Annotated in this window: 21 protein-coding genes; 12 read left to right on the plus strand and 9 right to left on the minus strand. The window is 60.2% G+C overall.

Going from position 1 to position 26,425, the window contains the following annotated elements; genetic code table 11:
- Positions 1-36: 36 nt before the first annotated feature.
- The 3 genes from JMJ97_RS03990 to JMJ97_RS04000 all read right to left on the minus strand — a co-directional run bounded on the left by JMJ97_RS03990 (position 37) and on the right by JMJ97_RS04000 (position 3,431).
- A complete protein-coding gene (locus JMJ97_RS03990; RefSeq protein ID WP_338404615.1) occupies positions 37-1,674 on the minus strand; it encodes a phosphatidylinositol-specific phospholipase C domain-containing protein in 1,638 nt (545 codons plus the stop codon).
- On the minus strand, positions 1,675-2,532 hold the full coding sequence (locus tag JMJ97_RS03995) for a hypothetical protein (protein WP_260699245.1): 858 nt from the start codon (positions 2,530-2,532) through the stop codon (positions 1,675-1,677).
- Between the two features lie 305 nt (positions 2,533-2,837).
- Positions 2,838-3,431 (minus strand): hypothetical protein, encoded by a 594-nt coding sequence (locus JMJ97_RS04000; RefSeq protein ID WP_260699246.1) that lies wholly within the window; start codon positions 3,429-3,431, stop codon positions 2,838-2,840.
- Positions 3,432-3,891: 460 nt separating this feature from the next.
- Here JMJ97_RS04000 and JMJ97_RS04005 point away from each other — a divergent pair, with 460 nt between their 5' ends.
- From JMJ97_RS04005 to JMJ97_RS04035, 7 genes are all read left to right on the plus strand, one after another.
- The gene (locus tag JMJ97_RS04005) at positions 3,892-4,524 is read left to right on the plus strand and encodes a cyclodeaminase/cyclohydrolase family protein (RefSeq protein WP_260699247.1); all 633 of its coding nucleotides are present in this window, start codon (positions 3,892-3,894) and stop codon (positions 4,522-4,524) included.
- Positions 4,525-4,526: 2 nt separating this feature from the next.
- Positions 4,527-5,381 carry a bifunctional 5,10-methylenetetrahydrofolate dehydrogenase/5,10-methenyltetrahydrofolate cyclohydrolase gene (locus JMJ97_RS04010; protein WP_260699248.1) on the plus strand — a complete coding sequence of 285 codons (855 nt, stop codon included), beginning with the start codon at positions 4,527-4,529 and terminating at the stop codon, positions 5,379-5,381.
- Between the two features lie 112 nt (positions 5,382-5,493).
- On the plus strand, positions 5,494-7,017 hold the full coding sequence (locus JMJ97_RS04015; RefSeq protein WP_260699249.1) for a C69 family dipeptidase: 1,524 nt from the start codon (positions 5,494-5,496) through the stop codon (positions 7,015-7,017).
- Between the two features lie 99 nt (positions 7,018-7,116).
- Positions 7,117-7,533: a hypothetical protein gene (locus JMJ97_RS04020; RefSeq protein WP_117583986.1), complete on the plus strand. Its 417-nt coding sequence runs from the start codon at positions 7,117-7,119 to the stop codon at positions 7,531-7,533.
- A gap of 8 nt (positions 7,534-7,541) precedes the next feature.
- Positions 7,542-9,305, plus strand: a complete 1,764-nt coding sequence (locus JMJ97_RS04025; RefSeq protein ID WP_260699250.1) for an ABC1 kinase family protein — start codon at positions 7,542-7,544, stop codon at positions 9,303-9,305.
- A gap of 431 nt (positions 9,306-9,736) precedes the next feature.
- Positions 9,737-13,486 carry a DUF4430 domain-containing protein gene (locus JMJ97_RS04030; RefSeq protein WP_260699251.1) on the plus strand — a complete coding sequence of 1,250 codons (3,750 nt, stop codon included), beginning with the start codon at positions 9,737-9,739 and terminating at the stop codon, positions 13,484-13,486.
- Positions 13,487-13,495: 9 nt separating this feature from the next.
- On the plus strand, positions 13,496-14,404 hold the full coding sequence (locus JMJ97_RS04035) for a DUF4430 domain-containing protein (protein ID WP_260699252.1): 909 nt from the start codon (positions 13,496-13,498) through the stop codon (positions 14,402-14,404).
- Positions 14,405-14,563: 159 nt separating this feature from the next.
- Here the strand turns inward: JMJ97_RS04035 and JMJ97_RS04040 are convergent, their stop codons facing one another.
- The 3 genes from JMJ97_RS04040 to JMJ97_RS04050 form a co-directional block, all read right to left on the minus strand.
- Positions 14,564-14,971, minus strand: a complete 408-nt coding sequence (locus tag JMJ97_RS04040) for a GtrA family protein (protein WP_022095123.1) — start codon at positions 14,969-14,971, stop codon at positions 14,564-14,566.
- A 219-nt stretch (positions 14,972-15,190) separates the two neighbouring features.
- The gene (locus tag JMJ97_RS04045) at positions 15,191-15,586 is read right to left on the minus strand and encodes a GtrA family protein (RefSeq protein WP_260699253.1); all 396 of its coding nucleotides are present in this window, start codon (positions 15,584-15,586) and stop codon (positions 15,191-15,193) included.
- Between the two features lie 78 nt (positions 15,587-15,664).
- Positions 15,665-17,581: a fructose-1,6-bisphosphatase gene (locus JMJ97_RS04050; protein ID WP_260699254.1), complete on the minus strand. Its 1,917-nt coding sequence runs from the start codon at positions 17,579-17,581 to the stop codon at positions 15,665-15,667.
- A gap of 320 nt (positions 17,582-17,901) precedes the next feature.
- Between JMJ97_RS04050 and JMJ97_RS04055 the strand changes: the two genes are divergently transcribed.
- Positions 17,902-18,792 carry a DegV family protein gene (locus JMJ97_RS04055; protein ID WP_260699255.1) on the plus strand — a complete coding sequence of 297 codons (891 nt, stop codon included), beginning with the start codon at positions 17,902-17,904 and terminating at the stop codon, positions 18,790-18,792.
- A gap of 81 nt (positions 18,793-18,873) precedes the next feature.
- On the opposite strand, the gene JMJ97_RS04060 is transcribed toward JMJ97_RS04055, so the two are convergent.
- Entirely contained in the window at positions 18,874-19,965 is a 1,092-nt protein-coding gene (locus JMJ97_RS04060; protein WP_148332085.1) for a beta/alpha barrel domain-containing protein, read from the minus strand.
- A gap of 191 nt (positions 19,966-20,156) precedes the next feature.
- Here JMJ97_RS04060 and JMJ97_RS04065 point away from each other — a divergent pair, with 191 nt between their 5' ends.
- Positions 20,157-20,327 carry a hypothetical protein gene (locus JMJ97_RS04065; protein WP_161159929.1) on the plus strand — a complete coding sequence of 57 codons (171 nt, stop codon included), beginning with the start codon at positions 20,157-20,159 and terminating at the stop codon, positions 20,325-20,327.
- Positions 20,328-20,351: 24 nt separating this feature from the next.
- Here the strand turns inward: JMJ97_RS04065 and JMJ97_RS04070 are convergent, their stop codons facing one another.
- Positions 20,352-21,455, minus strand: a complete 1,104-nt coding sequence (locus tag JMJ97_RS04070) for an RsmB/NOP family class I SAM-dependent RNA methyltransferase (protein WP_260699256.1) — start codon at positions 21,453-21,455, stop codon at positions 20,352-20,354.
- 59 nt (positions 21,456-21,514) lie between these two features.
- Positions 21,515-23,665: a methionine--tRNA ligase gene (locus tag JMJ97_RS04075; protein ID WP_260699257.1), complete on the minus strand. Its 2,151-nt coding sequence runs from the start codon at positions 23,663-23,665 to the stop codon at positions 21,515-21,517.
- A gap of 132 nt (positions 23,666-23,797) precedes the next feature.
- Here JMJ97_RS04075 and JMJ97_RS04080 point away from each other — a divergent pair, with 132 nt between their 5' ends.
- The 3 genes from JMJ97_RS04080 to queA all read left to right on the plus strand — a co-directional run bounded on the left by JMJ97_RS04080 (position 23,798) and on the right by queA (position 26,232).
- Positions 23,798-24,364, plus strand: coding sequence for a DUF3267 domain-containing protein (locus JMJ97_RS04080; RefSeq protein ID WP_260699258.1), 567 nt, complete (start codon positions 23,798-23,800; stop codon positions 24,362-24,364).
- A gap of 10 nt (positions 24,365-24,374) precedes the next feature.
- On the plus strand, positions 24,375-24,950 hold the full coding sequence (locus JMJ97_RS04085) for an epoxyqueuosine reductase QueH (RefSeq protein ID WP_260699259.1): 576 nt from the start codon (positions 24,375-24,377) through the stop codon (positions 24,948-24,950).
- 70 nt (positions 24,951-25,020) lie between these two features.
- Positions 25,021-26,232, plus strand: a complete 1,212-nt coding sequence (gene queA / locus JMJ97_RS04090; protein WP_260699261.1) for a tRNA preQ1(34) S-adenosylmethionine ribosyltransferase-isomerase QueA — start codon at positions 25,021-25,023, stop codon at positions 26,230-26,232.
- Positions 26,233-26,425: the final 193 nt, after the last annotated feature.

Below are 26,425 nucleotides of genomic sequence, written 5' to 3' on the forward strand. Positions count from 1 at the left end.
CCCGATTGAGTCGATGTGTCTAAAAGGCCGGCTTGCCTATTCGACAACGTCCTCGTTGTTTTCACCGTCACTGGCAAGCATCGCCGCGCCGGCGACCGTTGTCGCCACGGCGGCGGCAGCGAGCCCGGCGGCAACGCCAGAGCTGTCGCCCGTGTCGGCGAGCTTTCCGCCCGAGCCCTTGCCCTTGTTGCCCTTACCGTTCTTATCAGCGCTGCCTGCGTTGGAACCCGTGCCGCTGCCGGTGCCGGTGCCGCCTGCACTGTCCGAGGCCGCTACGGTAAAGCTTGCGGCTCCGTCGCTGGCGAGCGTGTAGTTTTGCGCCGCGTTGCCCAAGAGACCGTTCACGCGCACCCAGTACGTTCCTGCGGCAAATGTTTCGCCCTCGGCCATTGCTGTGCCCGGAGCGCCGTTCGCGTCGTGCACAAACTCGAGCTGGGCCGTGCAGGCATCGGTTTCGAGCTTGCCCTCGAGTGATGCCGCAATCTTGGCGCGCACGTCTTCGCCGGCCTTAAGGCCTTCGAGTCCCTCAAAATGGGGCGTCAGCGCGCGTGGATCGATATCGATGGGCACAGAGCCCTGCAGCCCCGTAACGGTCTCGTTGCCCAGGGCGTCGACATCCACGTATTCAATGGCAAACGCATGGCCCGAAGCTGTCGCGTTGAGCGCGTTGCTGCTGTCGGCAAGGCGGAAATGACCCTCGCCAACGGTCTTGCCATCCTGGAATGAGGCATCGCTCAGCGAGTCGCCGTACGTCATGCGCATGCGGGTCGGGAGATAGTACGGGAGATAGTACGAAGCCGTCTGCTTGTGCTCCGTATCGTAATTGCGCTGATAGATGCTCCGGGCCAGCGCCGCATCAACAAAGTCGGATGCGATGATGCCAATGTGCTTGAGGTAATCTGACTTTGTATCCTCGATGCCGCTGGGATTGATGTACGGGCTCTTATACAGATGCTCGTTGACTACTCGTGCCGAGGTAAAAGGATTGCCTCCGTGCGACAGGCCCGTGCAGCTGGTGTAGTTGATAGACCAGCAACGCTCCTGGACTTGCACCTTGGTCCCGTCATCGTTCGCGACGTCTACCTTGTTGCGCGTGCGTCCGGCCGTTTCCTTCAGCGCATTATCGACCCAGCTGAGCTTGTCGGTTCCCGTGAGTTTGTACTTGTCCTGGGCGTATACCTTGGTGCAATAGGGCTCTTTGTCGCCTGTTTCCCCCGCGGCTTCAAAGCCCTGCGCGTCTTGGACGAGACACATAGTGGCGCTGTCGGAGTGAGCCTTGATTTTGTCATCCCATTCGGTAAGGTCGAGGCCCCACGTATGGCCGCTTACACTGTTGCCGTCGAGCCTAAATCGACGCAGAAGAACGATCTTTCCGCGAACCTCGCCCAGCTTGGGGACATGGCTCGACGTGTAGAACAGATCGGGATTATCGCCCATAACCTTGGCGAAAGCCGTCGTAACACTGTCATCGGTAGCCTCGTCGTTGCCGCGCGATGCGAGCATGATAAGCGCTTCTCTCGGGTTTTCGCTCAAAAACGTTTTAAAGTACTCGATGACATCGGAGAGATGCAGATAGTACCCGTCTTTTTTGAATAGGTAGAAATCCCCGTGGCAGATACCAGGGTTGTCGCCCTTTCCGAGCCGGATATCAAAATAGCGAATGCCTTCGAGCAACTACGTGGGAATGTAATCCTGCTGGCATTTTACTTGCGAGGATTGGGGCTCAGTGTCGTTGTCCACGCTGCAGGTGCCCGAATCGTGCGTACCCGGGATGCTCAGCTCGTCGAGGAACTTGTTGTCGTCGACGTATTTCATCCAACATGGCCCATCGACGTAGCTGCTGTACGTGATCCAGTCGAGGCTGCTAACCGTGGCATCGTTCTTTTTCATGTCGTAACCGATAAGTTCGAGCTCCCACGGAATGCTCTCACTCTTATGGCAGATCTTATTGTTGTCCTGGTCTTTGCCGTTCGATTCTATTGCCAGGTACTTAATGTCTTTTTTCTCGGTTTCTTTCTCGACCGTGCGGTCTCGGATGATATAGGTTCCGTTTGATTGACGCTCGAACGCAAAAGAGCGGCTGGGCTTGCCGTCATGCTCGCCACTCCATACGTGGATGACCTTTCCGTCTTTGTCCGAGTCGCCATCGACCGACCAAATGCTGTAGCCCGTCTTTTTATGCTCTTCGAAATTGAGCAAGGTGCGGATAGCATACCAGTTTGTATCGTCATTCTTGGTCGTTACGTTCTCAAGGATGAGCTTGCTGGACGTGCCGTCATTAAACAGATGGCAGACGTTGCCGATGACGTTGCCGTCTTCGTTAACGCTTGCGGTACGAAAATAGCCCGCGGGGCGAAGGCGAATGACGAAATTGTCGAGGCTGACTGCTGGCCCGGCCGTGCCGTCCGCAAAGGCTGCCCGCGGGCTAATGCCCAATGCCGCGGTTTCGGGCAGGCTTGCAAGTGGCGACAACGCCGCGAGTCCAAGGCCCAACGTAAATGCTCGGCGGCTGATGGCGTGGTGTTCGGTCATAACTTCTCCATTCGCAGAGTGCGGTTATGCGATAGTTTTGGTCACTATACTGCTCAGATGTTTAAAGATGCTGGTTTAATTGCCTGCGCGGCACAATAAATCGGCGGGCGGACGTGTTGGGGCGTTTGTCGTTTTCGTACTGTTGCCACATTTGGGGCGGTTCCGACGTCCGGCATCCTCGCGTTCGTCGGCTACAGGCATAAGAAAGGGAGGGTCGGTTTACCGGCCCTCCCTGGGTACGAAGCACTGGGGTACCGTCGCTTGTTTGCACTGCGACCGTGTTTTCCGTTGCACTCGCCAGTCGCTTAGCGCTTGATCTCGATATCGTCGAGCTTGACGTCCATGGCCTCGGTCTTGGCCTCGGCGATGTCGTCGGCAAATTCCAGAGACTTCATCATGGTCTCGACGGCGTCCTTGTGCTCCTCGACGTTGTCGATACGCACATACACACTGCCCCCGTCAACGTCGGTGAAGTATTCGGTCGTTACGCCGCCCGAGTGCGTGAAGTAGGCACTGCGCCAGGTCTTGCCGTTGTACTTAACGGGATCGCTCTCGGTCCATCCGGAGTTGGCCTTCCACTTTGCCTCGTAGTCGAACAGTTCATCGGCGTTCTTGTCAGAGTCGAAGACAGGGATGAAGCGATCGCTGGCGTGCTCGCTCTCGGTGAACTTAAACTGGGCCCTGTCGGCGGTGTCGCCTGCGACGTCGGTGATCTCGACGCCCTCGGGGACCTCGACCTTAAACCAAATGAAGTCGGTCCTCATATCCACGGCTGGCTTTTCTGCTCCACCGCCACCGCCACTTCCGGTAGCGCCGCCGCTGCCACCGCAGCCCACTAGGGCAACTGCGGCAAAGAGGCTTATGCAGAGGGTGAGAATCGCAAAGGCCTTCTTTTTCATGGTCGTGTCCTCCTCGATCTGTAACCGCCCACGGATTACCTGCCTTTACTGTACGCGTGGACGGCTCGCTAGGGTGGGCCATGTGTCCCATTCTGGGGGCTGGAATTGCGCCGACAAGTGGCAATATGTGCGGTCGCAAAAGAGGGGAGGGCCGATGCTGTCGGCCCTCCCCGGGGTGAGGTGCCCGTTGATTTAATGGGGCGCGCGTGCGTGGGCGTTGCCCCAACAGGATCCTTGTTTATAGATATGCCTCAGTTTTTGACGTCCGGAAGTCTCGAAAGGTGGGCCATGTGTCCCATGTTTGCGGTGCCGACGCCTATCGTTCGTCATAGAAATCCGCGATGGCCAGGTGCGCTGACGCTCATGTACTTATGGGCTAGACTTAGCACCATTATGTGATTGATGCGGTCGGTCGGCGGTTGCCACCCGACCGATGTATATGACTTGAAGGTGCGTGCGTATGAGCCAAGAGATGATGGATAAAACCTGTCGAGAGTTTGCCCAAGCGCTGGCTGCTCGCGAGCCGGTTCCCGGTGGCGGTAGTGCGAGCGCCTTTGTGGGCGCACTGGGCGCCTCGCTTTGCGGGATGGTCGCCCGCTACGGTGTGACCAATCCCGCGCTTGTCGATCGCGCAGACGATCTGACGCGCGCGTTTGCCCAGGCAGACGAGTTGGCACAGGAGCTTGTGGGTTTGGTCGCCGAGGATGTTCGTGCGTACGGCCAGGTGTCTGCGGCGTACGGTATTCCGCGCGAGGACCCGGCTCGACCGGCTGCGATTCAGGACGCGTTGCACGTGGCCGCCATGCCGCCGTACCGCATTATGGATGCCTGTGGGCGCGCGTTGGCGCTGCTCGAGGACATGGCAGACAAGGGCTCGCGCCAACTGCTGTCCGACGTGGCGTGCGGTGCCGTGTTCTGCCGCGCCGCCATGCAGGGTGCGAGCCTGACGCTCTTTGCCAACACCACATCTATGAAAGACCGGGCGCACGCCGAGGAACTTGAGGCGGCGTGCGATGAGCTGCTGGATACGTGGCTGCCGCGCGCCGATGCACTGGCGCGCCGCGCTGCCGACGCCGCAAGGAAGAGGAAATAGCCATGGCAGAGCTGCTCAAGGGTGCTCCCGTTGCCCGTGCTTTGACCGAGGAACTCGCCGCTCGCTGCACGGCTTTGCGCGGGCGCGGCGTTGTGCCGACGCTGGCCATCGTTCGCGTGGGCGAGCGCGAGGACGATCTATCCTACGAGCGCGGCGCCCTCAAGCGCTGCGAGAAGGTTGGCATCGAGGCTCGACGCATTTTGCTTCCCGCCGATGTTTCGCAAGATGAGCTGCTGGCGGCTATTAAGGACATCAATGCCGATCCCGCCGTTCACGGCTGCCTGATGTTTCGCCCGCTGCCCGCTGGGCTTGACGAGGATGCGGTTGCTGCGGCACTCGATCCCGCCAAGGATGTTGACTCCATGACGCCGGCCTCGCTGCTCACCACGCTTTCGGGGCGAGGCGAGGGCTTTGCTCCCTGCACGGCCGAGGCCGTGTTGGCGTTGCTGGACCATTACGGCGTTGAGTTGGATGGGGCCAAGGTCGCGGTCGTCGGCCGGTCGCTGGTGATCGGTCGTCCCGTTGCCGCCATGCTTACGGCTCGCAATGCCACGGTGACGACGTGCCATACGCATACGCGCGACCTTGCTGCCGAGTGCCGTGCGGCTGATATTGTGGTTGCGGCCGTTGGACGCGCGCGCACGATTGGCGTGGACGCGGTTCGCGAGGGCCAGACGATCATCGATGTTGGCATTAATTGGGACGAGGCCGCTGGCAAGCTGGTCGGGGACGTTGATTTTGATGCTGCAGAGCCGGTTGTTGACACCATCACGCCCGTGCCGGGCGGCGTGGGAGCTGTGACGACGGCGATCCTCGCCAAACACGTGATCGAAGCGGCCGAGCGCGCATTGAAATAGGCATTTTTGCACACAGGGGCCCCGAGGGGTCCTGAAGGGTTGCGGTTTCGCCCTTTCTGCGCCGAAGCGATACACTGTTGCCGTTTGATTTCTTCGCTCAAGGAGGATGCGCATGCCGTGCACAACGATTCTGGTCGGTAAGAACGCAAGCTACGACGGGTCGACCCTGGTCGCCCGCAACGAGGACTCGTCCAACGGGGTGTTTGAGCCCAAGCGTATGCGCGTGGTGCATCCCGACGAGCAGCCGCGCGTCTACACGAGCGTCCTGAGTCACCTGACCGTTGAACTGCCCGATAACCCCATGCGCTACACGAGCGTCCCCGATGTTGTCCCGGGCCACGGCATCTGGGCCGAGGCCGGTTTCAACGAGCTCAATGTGGGCATGTCCGCAACCGAGACGCTCACCACCAACGAGCGCGTCCGCGGCGCCGACCCACTCGTGGACTACGTGCCCGCCAAGGGCAACGAGGGTGAGGACGGCTATGTGCCGGCGCAACCTGGTGGCCTGGGCGAGGAGGACATGGTGACCCTGGTGCTGCCGTATGCCAAGTCCGCCCGCGACGGCGTTCGTATCCTGGGCGACCTGCTCGAGCGCTACGGCACCTACGAGAACAACGGCATCGCCTTTAGCGACGTGGACGAGATCTGGTGGCTCGAGACCATCGGCGGTCACCACTGGATTGCCAAGCGTGTGCCCGATGACGCCTATGTGACCATGCCCAACCAACTGGGTATCGACAGCTTTGACCTGGATGACGCCGAGGGCGCCCAGGCCGACCACATGTGCTCCGCCGACCTGCGCGCCTGGATGGGCGAGTGGCATCTGGACCTGACGCTGGGCGTCGAGGGTGACGGTCCGGCGGCGGTCTTTAACCCACGCGACGCCTTTGGCTCGCACAGCGACAGCGACCACGTCTACAACACGCCGCGCGCCTGGTACATGCAGCGCTGCCTCAACCCCAGCGACGTGTGGGATGGCCCCGACGCCGACTACACGCCCGAGAGCGACGACATCCCCTGGAGCCGTGTGCCCGAGCGCAAGGTGACCATCGAGGACATCAAGTACGTACTCTCGAGCCACTACCAGGGCACGGAGTACGACTGCTACGGCAGCAAGGGCACGCCCGCTACGCGCGGCGCCTATCGCCCCATCGGCATCAACCGCAACAGCCAGCTCGCCGTGTTGCAGCTGCGCCCCTATGCGCAGCCGGCGTATCGCGCCGTGCAGTGGATGGCCTTTGGCTCCAACTCGTTTAACGCGCTGGTCCCGCTGTACGCCAACGTCGAGACCATGCCCGAGTACTATGCCGACACGCAGGCTCGCGTGACGTCCGAAAACTTCTACTGGGCCAACCGCCTGATCGGCGCCCTGGCCGACGTCCGCTTCCATGAGTGCGGTCGCGCGGTCGAGGATTATCAGGAGAAGGTCGGTGGCATGGGCCACAAGCAGATCCATGACGTCGATGCTGCCGTAGCCGCGCTACCCGAGGCCGAGGTGCCTGCCGAGCTTGCACGCGCCAACGAGGCCTTTGCCGAGCTTGTGCGCGTGGAGACCGATGCCCTGCTGGGCAAGGTGCTCTACACCACGAGCTGCGCCATGAAGAACTCTTTCGCGATGAACGACAACGTGAGGTAGGGATTTCCCGTCGATCGAATAGCGCTAAAACGCTTTGTCGCTTTCGCTCAATCTTGGGTACAAGAACGCCAATGCAGTTGTTTGTGATTGGAGATAACCATGGTTATGAAACTCGATCAGCTTGTTAACGGCGCCATTAACGTGGGCTTTGGCGCTGCCGCCGTTGCTGTCGAAGGCGGCAAGAAGGTCCTCGACGACCTTAACACCAAAGGCGAGCAGGTCCGCAAGGACACCGCCACCCCCGATATCGCCCGCAGTGTGTCCGACATGTTCGAGCAGGCCGGCGGCACCATCTCCGACCTGACCGAGCGCTTGGGCATGCAGGGCGAGACCGCGGCCCAGCGCGTGCTCGACGAGCTCATTCTTGCTCGCGTCCGCGTCATGACCGCCCCCGAGCGCACGGCCTTCCTGGCCCATGTGCGCGACATCGTCGATTCAGTCGAGGACAACGTGACCTCGGTGCCCGTTGAGTCCGTTGAGCCCGACGATGCGAAGGATACCGAAGAGGCCGAGTAGCAGCGCAGATGGCAGATTCCACCACCGATTACAACAATCTAGATCCCTTGGGTGACGAGGCGGCGGTTGTCGATGAGGTCGATGCCGCCGTCTCGGGCGCTCGCAAGAAGCCGCGCGCTGTCGATATGGTGCCCGAGGAGCCCGACGCGATGGCGCCGGACGAGGAATACCAGCTCACGCCGGCGGGCCGTCGCGAACGCATTGGGCAGATCGTTCGCCTGGTCAAAAAGTACCGCGTGTGGGATAACCTCACGCCGGTTCGTTTGCGCCGCCTGCTCGAGGAACTCGGCCCCATGTTCGTCAAGATGGGGCAGATTCTGGCCAACCGGTCCGAGATTCTGCCGCAACGCTTTTGCGACGAGCTGCGTCGTCTGCGCTCCGACGTGGAGCCGGTGCCGTACGAGGTAGTGCTTCGCTGTCTGGAGGAAGAATACGGCTTGCGCCTGGGGGAGATGTTCGATGCGATCGACCCCAATCCGCTTGGTAGCGCATCGCTCGCGCAGGTGCACCGCGCTCGTCTGGTGACGGGCGAGGACGTGGCCGTCAAGGTGCAGCGCCCCGGTGCGCAGCAGGTTATGGCACAGGACATCGATATCATCCGCTCGGTGGTGCGTATCGTTTCCAAGTTCGTCAATACCGATCAATTCGTTGACCTGCACGGCGTAGTCGAGGAGCTGTGGACCTCGTTTCGCGAGGAGACCAACTTTTTGGCCGAGGCCAAAAACCTCAACGACTTCTACGAGTTCCATAAGAGCGTTCATGGCGTGACGTGCCCTAAATCCTATCTGGACCTGTGCACCGAGCACGTGGTGGTCATGGATTACGTCGACGGCATTTCGATCGCCGATCCTGAACGCTTAGTGGCCGAGGGCTATGACTTGGAAAAGATCGGTGCCGCAATCGTCGAGGACTATTCGACGCAGGTGCTCGACGACGGCTTTTTCCATGCCGACCCGCATGCGGGAAACATCATCCTCAAAGACGGAATTGTCTACTTTATCGACTTGGGCATGGTCGGACGCATGTCGAGCCACGACCGTGGCATCGTCAAGGATATGATCTTTGCCGTGGCCGAGGGCGACGTGCCAAAGCTCAAGGATTCGCTCATGCGCTTTGCCGTGACGCGCGGCGATTCGGCCGAGCTTGACCATTCGGCCTTTTTGTCCGACTTGGACTTTATTGTTGCCGACTTTGCCGGGCTCGACCTTAAAGACCTGGATATCGGCGAGTTTTTGACCTCGCTGTTAAACCTCGCGCGCAAAAATGACGTTGAGCTGCCGAGCGTGGTGACGATGTTCGCCCGCGGCATGGTGACGCTCGAGGGCCTGTTGACCGAGTACATGCCCAACGTCAACATGATCCAGATCATCCAGACGCATATTAAAAACGAGAAAAGCACCTATGCGCGCATGCGCGAGATGAGCCGCGACTTTGCAGCGAGCAGTTATCGCGCGGCGAAGGGCTCGCTCGAGGCGGCCGAGTATCTGGGCTTGGCTTCGCGCATGCTCACACGCGGCCAGCTTAAGGTGAACACGCAGATCATGAGTAGCGATAAGGCGCTGCGACAGCTAGGTGGGATTATCGACCGCATGTCGATGGCAATTGTGATCGCCGGTCTGTTTATCGGTTCGTCGGTGGTGTACTACGCGCGCATCGAGCCGGTTGTGTTTGGTATCCCGGTCATTGGCTTTATGGGCTACGTGAGCGCGCTGGTGCTGGCGCTTATGCTGGGCCGCAATATCTGGCTCAACAGTCACGGCGGCAAGCACTAGAGGCTGCGGCCGTCACCGCATTTTCCTATCGCAAACAATAGCTTTTACCTTGGGCTTCGCCTGCGTGCGAGGCCCTTTTGCGTGATACCATTTCGACGGTAATACTCGATGGCCTAGATGGTGGTGCGGAGACGCACGAATGCGCGGTTATCCTGCGCATTTGGGAGAATCGGGGTGCAAGTCCCCGGCTGTACCAGTAACCGTAATTCCTCTTGGCTCGGGATGCTCGCGTCGCAGATCGGACGACGTGCCCGAGTCGTTAAGGTTAAGTCGGATCGCCTCCCGTCTTGCATGCGGCTGCGGCTTTTGCCGCCGGTGTGCATAGGGCTCTGGAGGGAAGGGGGTCCCCGATGGGGGAACTCGAGCGCAACATGCGCGATGACGTGGGGCAGTCTCAAGGCAACGCTCCAAGTACAGACAGTAGGAGACAAATGGATATGTTTGAGGACGAGCGCCAGCGCGTCTCGCATCGCCGTGGCGCAATTGCGCGCGGCGTAGCCAAGCGCGGCCTGGTGGCATTCCTGGCCTTCGCGATGGCCTTTGGCACCACACCGGCTCAGCTGTGGGCCGAGGGCGCCGAGGGCATTGCCGAGGCTGTGGCTCAGACTGCGACGCCGGGCGAGGACGCAGCGCTTGCGGGCGGTACCGCTGAGCAGGGCGGCGCCGAGGTTTCTGATTCCGAGGGCGCGCCTGCAGCTAGTGCAGCCATAACAGAGGCAGCAACTGGCGACGAAGGCTCGGCGACGGGGGAGAGCCCTGCCACGAGCGAGCAGTCTTCGACGGCATCCGCTGGCCAAGCGGGATCTGCCGCCGCGGCTGCCGTTCAGACAGAGAACCCGACAGAAACCGGCGATGTCGCCAAGAAGCAGGTCGAGGTCTCGTTCTCGATTATCGGCACCGATGCTGACGGCAAGGCTCAGACCTGGGTGGCGCCTACGCAGCTCAAGCTCGACGAGGGCGCGACGGCTGCGGATGCCTTCATTAAGCTGCAGGAGAAGACGGGCTTCAAGGCGAAGTACGAACCGAACACGGCATACGGTTTCTACCTCGAAAGCATCACATCCCCGAGCGATGGTCGCACGCTTGCCTACGATCCGACGACTTATGCCTTCTGGCAGCTGTTCGTCGACGGCGCGTCTTCCTCGGTTGGCGCGAGCAGCGTCAAGCTCACCCAGGGGCAGAAGATTGAGTTTGCCTATACGGCTGGTAGCTCGTCCCCTGTCGTTAAGGACCAGGTTGCCGCAAATGTGACCGTCATTGGTCGCGATGCCCAGGGCAAGACTCAGACTTGGGTCGATAATGCGCGGTATGTGGTGACGTCCGGTTCGAGCGCGCTTGATCTTACGAAGGTCGCACTCGAGGCGAACGACATTGACGCCGTTGCTGCGGGCTCCTTCATTCTGAGCCTTAAGTACAACGGTGTTGAGCTGGGTACGCCCCAAGATTATTCGACCTATTGGCAGCTGTTCATCAACGGCAAGTCGAGTGACTATACGGCGGACAATGTCACCATCCATGCCGGCGATACCGTCACGTGGTTCTACGGTGGCTGGGGCGACCAGTTGCCGTCCGATTCTGTCCATGCTTCTGTTCAGGTTCTCGGTAAGGACAAGGACGGCAAGCAGCAGGTTTGGGCTTCGACGGGTCAGACGAGTCTCAAGGCAGGCTCCACTGCCAAGGATCTTCTTGAGCAGGTCGGCCTTACTCTCGATGCTGGCGAATCGTCTTGGGGCTGGTTCCTCAACGGCATTTATTCGCCCTTCGATGGTAAGTCCTATTGTGGCTATGATGCTGCGACCAATAGCTATTGGCGCTTCTACGTAAATGGCAAGTTCGCCGACGTTGGCGCCGGTGCCTACAAGCTCCAGGAGGGTGACGCCGTCACCTTTATGTATGGTGCTGACGCCGATGCCCTCCCCGGTCAGGTGCTTGGATCCGCCGATGTTATCGGTCCCGATGTCAACGGGAACAATACGCGTTGGGGCACGGCAAGCAATGTTTCTCTGCCCGAAGGCTCCACGGCCCAGAACCTTATTGAGGCAGTTCTGAAGGCCAAGGGCGTTGCGTACAACGGCTCCCAGAGTGGTGAGTACTGGTTCCTGAATTCCATTACTTCGCCGTTCGATCACAAGCCGTATGGTTGGGATGCTGCGACCAATAAATATTGGCATCTGTATATCAACGGAGAGCCCTCCTTACTCTGCGCCAATCAGATTACGCTCAAGAGCGGCGATAAGGTCACGCTTGCCTATACCACCGATAATTCGCCCATGCCCGATCCCGACAAGATTGTCGTGGATCCGAGCGCGACGACTCCTGATTGGGATGCCGAGTGGGCCGGCTACGGCAACAGTGGCAACGGTTCGACCGTAACGGATGCCAAGACGCCTGCGCAGGCCGCCGGTCTTAAGTGGGCCTTCGATTGGAAGGCCGAGTCTGGTCAGCAGTATGCCAACTGCAGCGAGCCTGTCATCGCTAACGGCTTTGTGTACATCGCGACCGAGAAAGAGCTCATTAAGATCGATTCGTCCACGGGCAAAAAGGTTGCCTCTGCGCCGCTTGCCTCCAAGGTGAGCTATACCTCTCGTCCGATCTATACCAATGGCCTTATCATCGTTCCGCTCAACGGCGGTGCGGTCCAGGCGATTACTGCAGACAAGCTGATCTGTAAGTGGCTGACGCCTGGTTTGACGGACTTGACGCAGAGCTCCTGCACCGTCGTTTCGGACGGCGAGTACGTCTATGTAGGCTCGGTCGATATTTCGTATGACGAGAATTACAACGCGACCTACGGCAACGGCTCCTTTATGCGCATTAAGATTGCCACGGGCGAAGTTTCTTGGCAGAACATTGACCCTGCCGAGGGCTATTACTGGACTGGTGCGGCTTTGACGGATAAGTATGCCATCGTTCCTACGAGCGCGGGTACGCTTAAGTGCATTGATAAGACGACGGGCGATGTCGTTTCGACCATGAAGCTCGGCGCTGTCGCAAATGCCGATTGCATTGCCGATCCGTCCAATGGTTCGACCTTCTATCAGATGACGCACGACGGAAAGCTCCATGTGATTTCGCTTTCGGCGAAGGGCGTGCTGAGTGAACAGAAGACGGTCGACCTGGGTCTTACGAATAACATGAGCGCCCCGGCGATGTCTGGCGACAACTTGATTGTCGGTGGGCAGACGGCTACGGGCTCTGCTCTGGTTCTCTATAATCTGAAGACTGGTAAGACCACGATGGTCACCGCTGCTGACGGTAAAGAGCTACCGGCCGGATTTAACGGTATTGCTGCTACTCCGCTGGTGAGTGTTCAGGGCGGCAAGACCTATGTGTACTTCACCGTTAATAGCGCGGATAGCAAGGACTACGTCAGCTACTCTGCTGGTGGTGGGGTGTATCGCTATACGCTCGGCGATGCAGAGGCGACGCAGATTTATGATGCGGCTGGCCATTACCAGTACTGTGACTCTCCGGTCATTGTCGATGCATCTGGCAACCTGTACTACATCAATGACTCGGGCACGCTGTTCAAGCTTGGGGCCGTTGAGTCTTGGACGGTTGCCTTTAATTCCAACGGCGGGTCTGCTTGCGACACTAAGTTTGTTGCCACGGCCGATGGCAAGCTGGTCAAGCCGGCCGATCCGACGCGCGATGGCTACACTTTCGGCGGTTGGTATACCGATGAAGCCTGCACGCGGGCGTATGACTTCGCCACGCCGGTGACGGCCGATCTGACGCTGTATGCCAAGTGGACCAAGAATGCCGTTAACCCTGGCGGTAATGGCGGCGCAGGTTCGAATGGCGGCGGCGGTTCTGGTACCGGTACTGGTTCCGGCACTGGCGCTGGCACTGGCACGGGTTCCGGCTCCGGCTCGAAGGGCGGCGCTGTCGCCCCGGGTCATAAGCCGACGACCAAGACGACGGTGTCGACCAAGGCCGAGACCAAGGAAAACAAGTCCGACAAGAAGGATGAGAAGAAGTCTGACAAGAAGGACAACAAGTCCGACAAGAAGTCCGATTCCAAGTCCGATACGGGTGCTGCTTCCACGACCACTGCTAAGAAGTCCTCTAGTGCTTCCGAGCAGGAGACTGGCACCAACCCGCTCGCCATTGTTGGCGTTGCCGCCGGCGTCATCGGTCTCGCCATCGTCGGCGTGTTCGTGTTCACCAAACGTCGGTAGGTGAGGGCTGTGTCCAATAAATCCAAGGACGCTGACCCCAAGCAACCGGATTCCTCGTTCATTCAGTTCGACGATGCAAAGCAACAGGGCGCCGCTTCGGCGGCGTCCGCCTCTCGTCGCAAGGCGCTCCTTGGCGTTCTGACTGCCGCGTGCACCATTCTGATCGTCGTCTCGCTGGGTTTCGTCCATCCTTCCACAAGCGGTGCCTGGTCCATCGACTGGATCATTCAGACCGTGACGGGGGAGAGCGTCGTCGCCAAGGACACCAAGGCGTCTGGCTCGACTACGACTTCGGGCGAGGCCAGTTCCAAGGATTCCAAGTCATCGAATGACGCAAAAGACGAGTCCAAGGGTTCGAACGACGGCAAGGACGATTCCGAGTCTTCAAACAAGGAATCGGACAAAAACTCGGATAGCAAGAAGTCCGAGGACCGGGGCGGCAAGAAGTCTGGCGATAAATCCGCTGCCCAGAATACGGGCGCCGGCGATACTTCCGAGGTGTCTGGTGGTGCTTCTTCGGGCGGTGGCCAGTCGTCTAATGGAGCCTCATCCTCTAATGGCGGAAACGCCTCCTCGGGCGGCCAGAGCGGCTCACAGGAGTCCAACTACGTTACGGTGACGGTTTCGGTCACATCGAGCGCTGTGGGCAATCCTGTGTCCTCTGGTGGCACCTTTACCTTTAACGAAGGCGCTACCGTCTACGATGCCCTGTGCGCGCTGGGCCTTTCTGTTAATGCCGAAAACTCGCCTCTTTATCACGGCGTATACGTGAAGGCAATTGGTGGGCTTGCCGAGTATGAACACGGCGGCACTAGTGGCTGGTGTTATTCCGTTAATGGCTCACAACCCATGACGGCCTGCAGTAACTACGTTCTCTCCAATGGCGACAACGTGGTCTGGTATTACGTTACAGGCTAGGGACCTCGACATAGCGCGCCAGACGGGCGGTTCGGACCAACATCCGGAACGCCCGTTTTTCATGCGAATGGGACTGGGTCGCCGGGTCTCTCGGCAAACAAAAAACCGGTTGGAACGGGAATTCCAACCGGTTATACATTCAAGCAAATAGTGAATCGACTACGACCGTGCGCCCTCGAGGAAGAAGCGGCGGCTGAAGTAGTTATACCAGGTGACGAGGAACGTGGCGATGGCCTTCATGGCCTGGTAGCCGATGCTCAAAAACGTGACGCCCACAAACATGTACAGGTCGTTGAGGCCCAGGCCGATCACCGACAGGATGGTGAAGATCGTGAACTCGCGCTTGCGGCTCATGCCTTCGCGGTGGTCGAACACGTACTTCATGCTGAGCCAGTAGTTGACCACGACGGACGTGATAAACGAAACCGTGGTGCTCATCAAAAAGTCGAGGTGGAACAGCTCGACGAGCGCAATGAGCATGCCCCAGTCGATGCCAAAGGAGATAAGACCCACGACAGCAAACTTGAGGAACTGCTTGGTATGAGGTTGTGCCAGCGCCTTGCGCACGTAATCACATCCAATGCGTTGATGAATCGAGCAGAGGATACTTTAGAGCTTTTACAAGGGAAACGTAAGGTCTTTGCCAAGAACTATATGAACTCGCCAAATTTTCAAGAGCTAATCCGCAAACGTTGAAAATTTGCCCGTAAACGAGCGACACCCACGGACGATACTGCGCTGAGTGCGCGTCGTCCGTGGGCGCCGTAATGCTGCAGGGGTTTCGAGCTATTTTGTCTCGTCGCCCTCCAGGAAGATTTTTCGGGTCACAAAGTTGTAGACCATGACAAGCGCGGTGGCGCAGATCTTGGCGATATTGGCCTCGAGTCCCAGGCCGGCGTTGAGCGCCAGCACGATGCCGTCGTTGAGCACCAAACCGATCACGGACAGCACGACAAAGATGATGAACTCGCGGCGGCGGCTCATGCCTTCCTTGTGCGCAAACACGTACTTCATGCTTGCGAAGTAGTTAAAGATTAGTGAGATGATAAAGCCGCTGGTGTTGGCGATTAGGATGTTGAGGCCGAGACCGTAGTGGAGCAGATTCATAATGCCAAAGTCGATAACCGTGGCAATGACACCGACGACGCCAAATTTCATGATCTGCGCAAGGAGCTTTTGCATGGTACCTGCCTTAAGCTGGCGCCGAAGCGCCGCGGGGATGACAAACTCAGCAAGTTTAGCCAATCCCCGCGGGTGGGGCTAGACGCGCTCCTCGATAGCACCGTTTCTATATGCATCGAGCAGCTGGCGCAGATCTTGGATCTGGCTGCGAATCTTGGCGCCAGTATCGGTGTCGCTCACCATGCGGCGACGGTCTGCTTGGTCAAAACGGTTGGTCTCGCTTTCGATGTCCACGTTGCGCGTGAGTGCCTCGGCAACCGTCGTAAAGGCCCGGTGCGACTTGAGGCGGCAGCCGCGCGAGCTCGAGATGAGCGTATAGCCGGCGATACCCGTCTTGGGATGGTAAGCGCGGCAGAAGCCGCCATCGATGACCAGCAGCTTGCCCTCGGCGCGGATGGGCTGCTCGCCCTTGGTGGTTTTAACGGGCGTGTGGCCGTTGATGATGTGGCCGGTCGGCGAACATGCCATGGGCGCGACGCCAAACTCGCGCATGATGTCGTCGCAGACCGAGGGCGACTTGGTAAGCGTAAAGTACGGGTCCATCGGCTCGACCCAGGTGCTCTTATCGGCGATATAGGCGCGCTCAAAGGTACGCACCAGGCGTCCGCTGGCGGGTGAATTGAAGCCAATCCACAGGTACCACATCCAGTCGAGGGCATCGCGGTCGCCCACGCGCCACGCGCGGCGGGCGATGTGGTCGCAAAAATCGAGATAATCGCGGCCGGCGTGCCAGGTGCCCAGGCAGTTCATGCTGCTAAAGGTACCGTCTTCGTTGAGCGGAACGCAGCCGTGGAAGAGCAGGTTGCCGTTGGCGACCTTGTACATCGAGCCGTGGGTGTAGAGGAAATCGATATGGCGATGCAGGTGATCGGCGGTGACAAACTCGGACACGAGCTTGTCGATGATGTGCTGCTCTTGAGACGTGAGCGTATAGGGGTCCGCCGGATCGACGGTGGGGAAGTCGTTGGTCGTGAGCGGCCATACGCTGCCGTCGGCGAGCGTGACCGTGCCGGTGTCGTGCTCGATCTTGTCGAGTAACAGACGGTCGGTCATATCGAACTCGGGGTGGCGCTGGATAATCTGGCCCTCGAGCTTAAAGAGCAGCACGTTGATGGCCTTGATCAGCGGGGTGATGGACTCACCGGCGGTGTAGGTGGCATCGGCAAAGGCGACAAGCTCACGCAGCGAGATGCCGTAATCGTTCTCCAGGATTTCGTAATTGTCGTAGCGTAGGTTGTTGCGCAACACCGTGGCGATACAGGCGGGCTCACCGGCCGCAGCGCCCATCCACAGCAGGTCGTGGTTGCCCCACTGGATGTCGAGTGAATGGTAGGTGAGCAGACGGTCCATAATCTTGGCCGCGCCGCCGCCGCGGTCGAAGATGTCGCCCACCAGGTGCAGGTGGTCGACGGCCAGGCGCTTGATGAGCGAGGCGAGCGACTCGATAAAGTCGTCGGCGCTGGCGGTCTCCAGGATGGACTCCACGATGCGCTCGTGATAGCGCACGCGATAGTTGTTCTCGTCCGGGTGCGTGTGCAACAGCTCGTCGATGATGTAGGCGTAATCGCGCGGGATGGCCTTACGCACTTTGGAGCGCGTGTAGCGGCTTGAAAGCGAGCGTGCGACCATGATGAGCTGGTCAAGCATCGTCCTGTACCAGGTTGGCGAGTCCTCGCGCTGGCTGCGGACAAGATCGATCTTCTCGCGCGGGTAGTAGATGAGCGTACACAGCTCGCCCTTTTCGTCAAAGGAGAGCGTGTCGCCAAAGATCTCGTCGACATGCTCGCGCACGACGCCCGAGCAGTTGTTGAGGATGTGCATAAAGGCTTCGTACTCGCCATGCACGTCGCTCATAAAATGCTCGGTGCCCTTGGGTAGGTTGAGGATGGCCGAGAGGTTGATAATTTCGGTAAATGCGGATTGTTCGGTGGGGAACTGTCTCGACAGCAGGCGCAGATACTTGAAGTCTTGCGGGTTGCGATCGAATGCGACCATGAAACACCTTCCGATATGGTTGGTAAAACTGATAAACAGCGTCAAACGTTTATCAGTATGCGCCGCTTTTGTTTCGATTTTGCGCCAGCGGCTGAATTGTCGGCTGAACGGTTTGGTAAATCGATTTAGTTGAGGTAGATATGGCGGTTGGGTGGAGACGACAGAGGGTGTTTTTTCAGATATTTATGCGTGGGGCCGGTGGAGACGATGGTGGTAAAGATGTTCACTATTTTTGGTTCGATTTGGTAAATAGTGGACATATGTACCGCATGTAGGCTCACTGTGCGATAATTTGCGCAGCAATGAGTAAGGAGCCTCATATGAGTGATTTTGTCCTGACCTGTGAATCCGCCGCCGATCGAACCCGTGAGTTCTTTGCGTCGCGCAATATCCCTGTCGTGTGTTTTCATTACGAGATCGACGATGTTGTCTATACGGACGATCTGTATCAGTCGATTACGCCGGACGAGTTTTTTGCCCAGATTGCCGCGGGCGCCATGCCCAAGACGTCTCAGGTGAGCGTGGGTGAGTACGAGGAGTTTTGGGAGCCGTTTGTTGCCGAGGGTAAAGACGTGCTGCACCTGACGTTGTCGTCGGGTATTTCGGGCACGTATGGATCGGCCTGCGTCGCGGCGCAGATGCTTGCGGATCGCTATCCCGAGGGCGGCAAGGTGCGCGTCATCGATTCGCTGGGGGCGTCTTCGGGCTTTGGTCTGTTGCTGGAATATGCCGCCGATGTGCGCGATAGCGGGGCTTCACTCGACGAGACGGCCGCTTGGATTGAGGAGCACAAACTCAACCTGCACCACTGGTTCTTCTCGACCGATCTGTCGAGCTACCTACGAGGCGGTCGCATTTCGGCTGCGAGCGCGATCATTGGCACGGCGCTTAAGATTTGCCCGCTTATGACGGTCGATTGCGAAGGTAAGCTGTCGCCGCGTGAGAAGATTCGCACCAAGAAGCGCGCGATTTCCGAGATGGCTAAGACCATGATGGCACACGTGCAGGGCGGTACGGATTATTCGGGTAAGTGCATCATGTCGCACTCGGCGTGCCGCGAGGATGCCGAGGCAGTTGCGGCGCTGATTGAGGAACAGGTTCCGCAGCTTAAAGGCAAGATTGAGATCAATGACATCGGTACTCTGATTGGCTCGCATACCGGACCTGGTACGGTGGCGCTCTTCTTTATGGGCGACAAGCGCGTGGATTAATTTGCCCCATCACGTTGCTGCATGATTGCTCAAACGAAAACGGCCCGTCTCACGTTTGTGGGGCGGGCCTTGCTGTTGCGGCTAGCGTTTCTTTCCGCGGAAGAAAAAGCCGTGCAGTGACGGCTTGAGGCCGCGATTGGCGCGATGCTCCTCGACGCGCTCGTGGATCGAAGCGACGCGCTCGATGACTTCGTCGGGAATCGGCACGTCGGGATTCATGTTCTCGACCTGGCTGACTTCGGCGGCGGCGACCTGGTCGATAATGGGCACATCGTCGCGCGAGATGACAGGTGTGGCGTCTTCCTTCATCTTGCGATAACGCTGCATCATGTCGGCCTGTAGCTGCTGGGCCGAAGGCGGCGTCCAGATGATGGCGTTGGCGCCGGCGGCGATGGTCTCGCGAATGCTCTCGGGCGTCTTGCCGCCCGGTGCGATGAGCGGCAGGTTGGGATAGTGCTCGCGCAGTTCACGCAGGACCTGGGGTGTGTTTTTGCCGGCGGCGATGTTGAGAATCTTGGCTCCGGCGCGCACTTTGGCATGCGCATCATCGTCGCAACGTACGACCGTGGCGATGACGGGGATGTCGGCGATGTTGGTGATGTGCTCGACCATCTCGGCAGTGGCGGGGGAGTTGACCACGCAGCCCGCCGCGCCCTGCATCTCGGAGACGGCTGCCATCTGCACGGAGCGCTTGCCGGTCGTAGTTCCGCCGCCCACGCCTACAAAGACCGGGCACTCGGCGACGGTCAACAGTGCCTGCGTAATGGCGGGCTGCGGCGTGAAAGGGTAGACCGCAAAGACGGCGTCGGCGTTGGAGTTGCGGATAACCGCGACATCGGTGGTGTAGATGAGCGATTTGATACGACGGCCGAAGAGCGTAAAGCCGCTGGCCTCCTCGATCTCGTCGGGCATGCGGAGGGCCGCCTTGCGCAAACGCCCGTCGATGGGCAGCGGCTCCATGGGGAGCAGTCCGTTGGGAGTCACGGCTACCTGGGGCTCGGTGAACTCGTCTGCGAGCTCGACCTCGGAGAAATCGACCGAGGCGACGATGTCCTCGTGAACCTCGGCGGGCACATCGATGGGAGCTTGGTCGTTTGCCGCGGCAGGCGTGTCGAAGGAGCTGGTGCCGACAAAGGCGTCGACGCGCTCGTTTAGGTCGTTGAGGGTGTCCATGGAGACTCGATTCTGTGTGACGACGGCCGGCACGATGCAGCCGGAATTGCGAATGCTAAATCGTTTGACGAGTTGATTTTTCCCCGCCGCGCCATCCGTTAGACCGAAGGGCAGGCGAACGTGAAGGAGCTGTGGTGGCGGGGATCGAGGTGCTATCTTGAAAGTCCCGTTTAAAAGAGAGGTGACGCGGTATGGAATTTTCGGCAATGTTGGGCTCGATTGGCCTGTGTGTGGGCGCAATCGTTGCCGCCGCGGTCATCTACTTTGTGGTCACGGCCATTAAGGGCAAAAGGGCCGAGCGCAAGGAGCGCGCGATGCTTAAACAGCATCGCGACCAGCAGGGCAAACGCGCACAGAAATAGCTTGTTGAGTTTTGGATCCGTGCGCTAGCTGCGTTTTCGGATTAGGGCAATGTAGAAGCCCTCAAAGTCGCGGCTGGGCGGAATGGTCAGCGTGCCGGGCATACCGTTGGCGACGGACGAGACGTGGCCGGCGGCGATGGCCTCGGTGAGAGCGTTGATCTCGATGTGTGGCTCTTCGCCAGCTTCCTGAGCACGGAGCGTTTCACTTTCGCTCGGCGTGCCGTCGAGGGGGATAAGTTCGCAGTCCATATGCTTGTCGAGGACCTCTTGCAGGGCGTCTTCGTTTTCCTGCGGCAAGATCGAACAAGTCGAATAGACGAGCGTGCCGCCCGGTTTGAGGGCCCCCATGGCGCGGTCCAGAAGTGCTCGCTGCGAGCGGGCGCACTTGCTCAGCAACTGCTCGGTGAGGCCGCGCAGGCTTTTCTCGTTGCCACTGATAACGGTGCCCGTGCCGGTGCAGGGAGCGTCGAGCAGGATGCGGTCAAAGCGGAAGAACTCGTCGAGCTCGCGTGCGTCGATGCGCATGACGGGCACGTTTTTGGCACCTTGGCGGTGGAGGTTCGACTCGAGTTTTTCGGCGCGGGGAATGCTCATCTCACAGGCGGTGAGGTGCGCCTGTCCCTGGGTGAGGGCAGCGATCTGCGTCGTCTTGCCGCCGGGGGCTGCGCACATGTCCAGGATGTCCTCGCCGGCCTGAGCGCCCAGGACCAACGGCGGCATCATGGATGACAGGCTCTGCAGGTAGATTTTGCCGTCGCGGTAGATGTCGAGATCCCACAGATCTGAAACCTGGGCCTCGGGCAGGATAAAGGCGTCCGGATACCAGGTAACGGTTTGGTGGGCGATGCAGGCGGCATCGAGCGCCGCAGCGATGTCCTCGGCGGTCGCCTTGAGCGTGTTGGCGCGCAGCGTGACCGGGCGTGTGGCCGCGGCGCCGAAGCCCTCGATCATGAGCTTGGCATCGGCGGGCGCATAGGCGCCGGCGACCGTGTCGACCATAAAGCGCGGCAGGTCGGCGGCGGAGTGTTGGGCGGCAAGCTGGTCGGAAAGCTCGGTAGCAGCAAACTGCCTGAGCTTGAGCTCGGCCTTGACCTGCTTTTTCTGCTTACGACGACGCGGCTTGGACATCCGTCTTTCCTTCCCGTTCCAAATTGACTACTTTCCGGGCACGCCGCTGCTGGCGTGCTTTAGTACTGGCTCTCGTGCTTGCTAAAGAAGTCGAAGCGCGGGGGCAGCGGCTTCACGCGGTGGTCGCCGGGCTTCTCGCCCAGGCTCTCTACGAACTCGTCCGTGGAGGCAAAGATGTTATCCCAGCTAAAGAAGGCGACCGGATCGACGTCGAAGTACTCGCAGATGAGTTCGCAGCCGGCCGGCACAATACCGTGCATGAGCACGGTCGCCACGCGCAGCTCGGTAAAGGCGTCGACGAGGGCCTGCGTCATGGCGGCGTTTGCCTCGTTACCCTCGAGCTTGTTGGCGGCCTTGGAGGCGTCGCTCCAACGCTTGTTGGCGGCGCGCAGGTAGTCGTCGCACACGGCAAGCGCGCGGTGCGTCTCGAACTTGTACATGGCCTGCTCAAAGGCAAGGGTTGCCTGCTGGGCGGCTTCGACCACGGTGTCAGAAGCGGCACCAGCGGGGATGCAGCCGTTGCGGTAGGGGCTCTCGTCGCCCTCCTTGACGGCGACGCCGTAGAAGCAGCTGCGGGCCAGACGGTTGAACACGCCGGTCAACAGCGCGCTCTCCTTAAGGGCCGGATCGATGACGCGCTTGTCGTCGCAGGCACGCACCTCGTTGCCGTCCTTGTCCTTGCCGGTCACACGTGTGTCATATGCCTTGGGGCTAAAGCTTACCGGCTTCTCGGACAGGCCGAGCGACAGCCAATGCGCGCGCATCTGCTCGCAGGTGTAGTGGTTGAGCAGGTCGTCTGCCGGCGGAGGAGGCGTCTGCGAGGACGAGCTGGCCTTTTTGCCCATGTAGAGCAGGTGGTAGCAGGCGCTGACGGTGCTCTGCGTGAGGTTCCAGCCCAGGGCCTCCCACATGGCGGTCTGCGCGATGCAGTAGAAGTAGATGTTGTCCTGACCGATAAACTGGTAAATCTGAGCGTCGTCAGAGCACCACCAGTCGCGCCAGTCGAGCGAGCTGTGCTGGTAGGTGGGCGCGGGCACTTGCGTGGAGTCGGCAGCGGGCTCGCCCATGAGAGCGGCATCCTGGGCGGCGACACCCTCGGTCACGCCGGCGGCCTTGGCATCGCGCGCGAGCACGGTACGCGTATAGCTGATGGGCGCCCACAGACTCTCGGGCCAGCACCAGCAGGTGACGTCGGAGACGCCGTCGACCTGGGGCACCGGAACGCCCCAGTCGATGTTACCGGTGATGCGGAAGGGCACGAGCGCCTTGCCGCTGCGGAAGCGCACGCCGCCGTTGGCGAGCACCGCGTGGGCGTCGTCGCGCTCCTTCCAGCTGGGGAAGGTGACGGTAAAGCTGCTCTTGTTGCCCTCGGGCTCCAGCACGGTGTGCTCGGGAAGCTGATCCTCGACGGCATCGAAGGCCTCGCGGAACTTGTTCTGGATATAGAGCTGAGCCGGCAGCAGCCACTCCTCCATGGTCTTGGAGACCACGGAGCGAACCTGCGGGTTCTGGGCTAGCTTGGCGGTATAGGTCTTCATAAAGTCGAGGTAGGCCGGCAGGTCGAAGTAGAGGTTGTCTACCGGGCGCAGCTCGGGCACCTCGCCGGTGAGCTGGCTCTTGGGCGCGATGAGCTCCTCGGGCTCAAACTGGTGACCCAGGTCGCACTCGTCGGCATAAGCCTTCTCGGACTTGCAGCCCTGGATGGGGCAGCGGCCGATCACCTGACGGCCGTTGAGGAACGTGCCGGCCTTGGCATCGTAGAACTGCAGCGTGGAGCGCTTGGAGATGGTGCCCTGCTCGTGCAGGCGCTTGATAATCTCGGCGGTCACCTCGTTGTGAATCTGCGCAGCCGGCTCAAGGCCCGAGCCGCCGTAGATGTCACAGCTGATGTTGTAGTTGTTGAGGGTCGCGGCCTGGCGGGAGTGATTGGACTCGACATACTCGCTGATGGACTTATCGTAGCCTTCGTTCTCCTTGAGCTTGCGGTAACTCTCCATGATGGGCGAGCCATAGCAGTCGGTGCCCGAGGTGAAGATGACGTTCTCGCGGCCCAGACGGTCGCGCAGGAAGCGGGCGAAGAAGTCGGCCGGGACAAAGACGCCGCCAACGTGGCCAAAGTGAAGGCCCTTGTTGCCATAGGGCTCGCCGGCGGTAACGATGGCGCGGCGAGGCCAGCTGGGACGGTCGTTCATGGAGTATTTGGATGCCATGGGACTCCTTCGCATATGGTGAGAGCGCGGCCGGGCGCAAGGCCTGGCGACGCGGTGGTCAATTCGTGCATATCGTTCGACATTATCGCACATGCGGGCGGGTGCGTGGCAGGGGCGCTATCCTAAGATGCTATGAATGAGATTTCCAACATACATGCGTTTGAGGACGAGGATTTTCTGCACGCCTGCTTTGTGTGGGGGATGGCCGTGCTCGGCGCATTTGCCGTGTGCTTGGTGCCGGTGTTTATGCTGATGGGCGGGCCTGCGGACTTGGATGCGGCTGACGCGGGCGGCTGGACCACGGTCTTGGGCTGGATAGTCGGCTTGGCTGCGGTTTCGGCGGCGTCATTTGCCGTGCACGAGCTGGTGCACGGTGTGTTTTTTAAGCTGCTGGCGCCTGCGGGCGCGCAGGTGACCTTTGGGGCGAATCGCGAGACGGCGATGATCTATGCCTGCGCCGAAGGCGTGGTGTATTCGCGCTGGCGGTACGTGGCAGTTTGCCTGGCGCCGACGGTTGTTGTGACGACAGCGTTTGCCCTGGGGTTTGCGTTCTCGGGCTATCCGCTGCTGTGCTACCTGGCGGCCGGCTTGCATTTGTCGGGCTGTGTGGGCGACTGGTATTACGTGCGGACCATTTTGCGCGACCGCCGCATTGTCGCCTGCGAGGACACGTCCTTCGGCGTGCGCTTTTTCGGGTGAGGAGATGTCGATGAAGCCGTTGTTGTTGCACGCCTGCTGTGCGCCGTGCTCTCTTGAGCCGGTCCGCCTGCTGCGCGAGGAAGGGTTTGAGCCCACAATCTGCTGGACCAACCCCAATATTCAGCCGCACGATGAATGGCAGCGGCGTTTGGACGAGCTGCGCCGGTGGTGTGCCGATGGCGACATCGAGCTTATCGAGGCGGGGGAGGACCGCGATCGCTGGGAGACCGGCGTGGCGCCGCTGGGTGCCGATCGGCCTCGTCGCTGTCGCGCGTGCTATGCCCTGCGCTTGGCCGAGGCGTGCCGCGTGGCCCAGGAGCGCGGGTTTGAGTTTGTGGGCACGACGCTCGCCGTCTCGCCGTACCAGTTGTTCGAAACCTGCAATGATGTGTTGGAGCGTCTGGCTGCCGCCCGCGGTCTCACCCCGGTGATTCGCGATTTTCGCCCGTATTACCCCGAGGCGACACGCCGCTCGCGCGAGCTTGGCATGTATCGGCAGAACTACTGTGGTTGCCGCTTCTCGGCTGTCGAGGCGGCCATGGACCGCGCCCGTATCCGCGACGAGCGCAAAGCCGCCAAAAAGTAGTTCATTTGGGACGTCAGCCTGCTAGGATGTAGAGCGGACTTTAGCTATATAAGGAGTATCCGACGTGTCTATGCGTACCGATGATTTTGACTACAACCTTCCCGAGGAACTGATTGCCCAGGCGCCTGCCGAGCCGCGCGATTCCTGCCGGCTGCTGGTGGTGGATCGCAAGGGCTCTCAGGCGGGAACGCCTCTGGAGCACGGCGGTACCGTTGAGCACCGCATCTTCCGCGACATCATCGACTATATCGAGCCGGGCGACGTGCTCGTCATCAACAAGACGCGCGTGATGCCGGCCCGCCTGATCGGTCACAAGGCCGGCTCGGGCGGCGTGGTCGAGACGCTGCTGCTCAAGCGCCGCGAGGATGTGGATCCGCTGGGCCATGTCTGGGAGTGCCTGGTCAAGCCGGGTAAGCGCCTGAAGCCCGGTGCTCAGATTGAGTATCGTGCGGGCGGCGCCCATGCGCCCGAGGGCGCGCCCGTGGTGCTGACGGCCGAGGTCGTCGACTTTGTTACCGATAGCCGCGGTGGCCGTCTGGTGCGCTTTGAGCCGGCCGGTTGCAATGCCGCCGGCGAGCCGCGCACGCTCGACGAGGCCATCCATGCGGCCGGCCACGTGCCGCTGCCGCCCTACATTACCGATTACGAGGGCGATCCCGAGAAGTACCAGACCGTCTACGCCATGAAGGAGGAGCACTCGGCTGCCGCTCCTACGGCGGGTCTGCACTTTACCCCCGAGCTCATGGCCGCTATCGAGGCCAAGGGCGCGAAGTTTGCCGCCGTCGAGCTCGAGGTGGGCATCGATACCTTCCGTCTGGTGGAGGAGGACGACCCCGCGCAGCACGTGATGCACACCGAGCGCTATCACGTGTCGCAGGAGGTTGTCGACGCCGTGCATAAGGCGAAGGCCGAGGGCCATCGTGTGATCGCCGTCGGTACCACGGCGGTGCGCTCGCTCGAGAGCGCGTTTGACACGGACGCGCCGGTGTCCGATCCGGCCGTGACGGCGCGCTATTTTGAAGGCCGCGAGGACGGGGCCGATACGCTTGGCCGCGGTGACATCGTGGTGCGCGAGAACGCCACGACGCAGCTTTACCTCATGCCCGGCTCGACCTATCACGTGGTCGATGCGCTGATCACGAACTTCCATGTGCCGCGCTCCACGCTCATGATGCTCGTGAGCGCGCTTGCCACCCGCGAGCAGATCATGGATGCCTACGCCGCTGCCATCGAAGAGCGTTACCGCTTCTTCAGCTTTGGTGACGCCATGCTCATTTTGTAAGTTACGCGGTTCTACGAACCGCGTAACTGCTCGACGCTGCAAACGCCCCTAAGCGGCAATCTGACGTTCAATCGTCGGGCATGACCAGAAGGTCAATGCCCTCCTCTTTCACGTCACCTTGCTCGCTCAGGTGGGTTTTCGCTCATATGACCCAATCCGCTGTCAAGAGCCACAATGGCCCCGCCGACCGCTT

The organism is Collinsella aerofaciens (assembly GCF_025289055.1).
Taxonomy (GTDB): Bacteria; Actinomycetota; Coriobacteriia; order Coriobacteriales; family Coriobacteriaceae; genus Collinsella.

Coding starts and splice junctions, on each gene's coding strand:
- JMJ97_RS03995 (WP_260699245.1), bottom strand. CDS start 2,532: ATGACCGAACACCACGCCATCAGCCGCCGAGCATTTACGTTGGGCCTT.
- JMJ97_RS04000 (WP_260699246.1), bottom strand. CDS start 3,431: ATGAAAAAGAAGGCCTTTGCGATTCTCACCCTCTGCATAAGCCTCTTT.
- JMJ97_RS04005 (WP_260699247.1), top strand. CDS start 3,892: ATGAGCCAAGAGATGATGGATAAAACCTGTCGAGAGTTTGCCCAAGCG.
- JMJ97_RS04010 (WP_260699248.1), top strand. CDS start 4,527: ATGGCAGAGCTGCTCAAGGGTGCTCCCGTTGCCCGTGCTTTGACCGAG.
- JMJ97_RS04015 (WP_260699249.1), top strand. CDS start 5,494: ATGCCGTGCACAACGATTCTGGTCGGTAAGAACGCAAGCTACGACGGG.
- JMJ97_RS04020 (WP_117583986.1), top strand. CDS start 7,117: ATGGTTATGAAACTCGATCAGCTTGTTAACGGCGCCATTAACGTGGGC.
- JMJ97_RS04025 (WP_260699250.1), top strand. CDS start 7,542: ATGGCAGATTCCACCACCGATTACAACAATCTAGATCCCTTGGGTGAC.
- JMJ97_RS04030 (WP_260699251.1), top strand. CDS start 9,737: ATGGATATGTTTGAGGACGAGCGCCAGCGCGTCTCGCATCGCCGTGGC.
- JMJ97_RS04045 (WP_260699253.1), bottom strand. CDS start 15,586: ATGCAAAAGCTCCTTGCGCAGATCATGAAATTTGGCGTCGTCGGTGTC.
- JMJ97_RS04050 (WP_260699254.1), bottom strand. CDS start 17,581: ATGGTCGCATTCGATCGCAACCCGCAAGACTTCAAGTATCTGCGCCTG.
- JMJ97_RS04055 (WP_260699255.1), top strand. CDS start 17,902: ATGAGTGATTTTGTCCTGACCTGTGAATCCGCCGCCGATCGAACCCGT.
- JMJ97_RS04060 (WP_148332085.1), bottom strand. CDS start 19,965: ATGGACACCCTCAACGACCTAAACGAGCGCGTCGACGCCTTTGTCGGC.
- JMJ97_RS04065 (WP_161159929.1), top strand. CDS start 20,157: ATGGAATTTTCGGCAATGTTGGGCTCGATTGGCCTGTGTGTGGGCGCA.
- JMJ97_RS04070 (WP_260699256.1), bottom strand. CDS start 21,455: ATGTCCAAGCCGCGTCGTCGTAAGCAGAAAAAGCAGGTCAAGGCCGAG.
- JMJ97_RS04075 (WP_260699257.1), bottom strand. CDS start 23,665: ATGGCATCCAAATACTCCATGAACGACCGTCCCAGCTGGCCTCGCCGC.
- JMJ97_RS04080 (WP_260699258.1), top strand. CDS start 23,798: ATGAATGAGATTTCCAACATACATGCGTTTGAGGACGAGGATTTTCTG.
- JMJ97_RS04085 (WP_260699259.1), top strand. CDS start 24,375: ATGAAGCCGTTGTTGTTGCACGCCTGCTGTGCGCCGTGCTCTCTTGAG.
- queA (WP_260699261.1), top strand. CDS start 25,021: ATGCGTACCGATGATTTTGACTACAACCTTCCCGAGGAACTGATTGCC.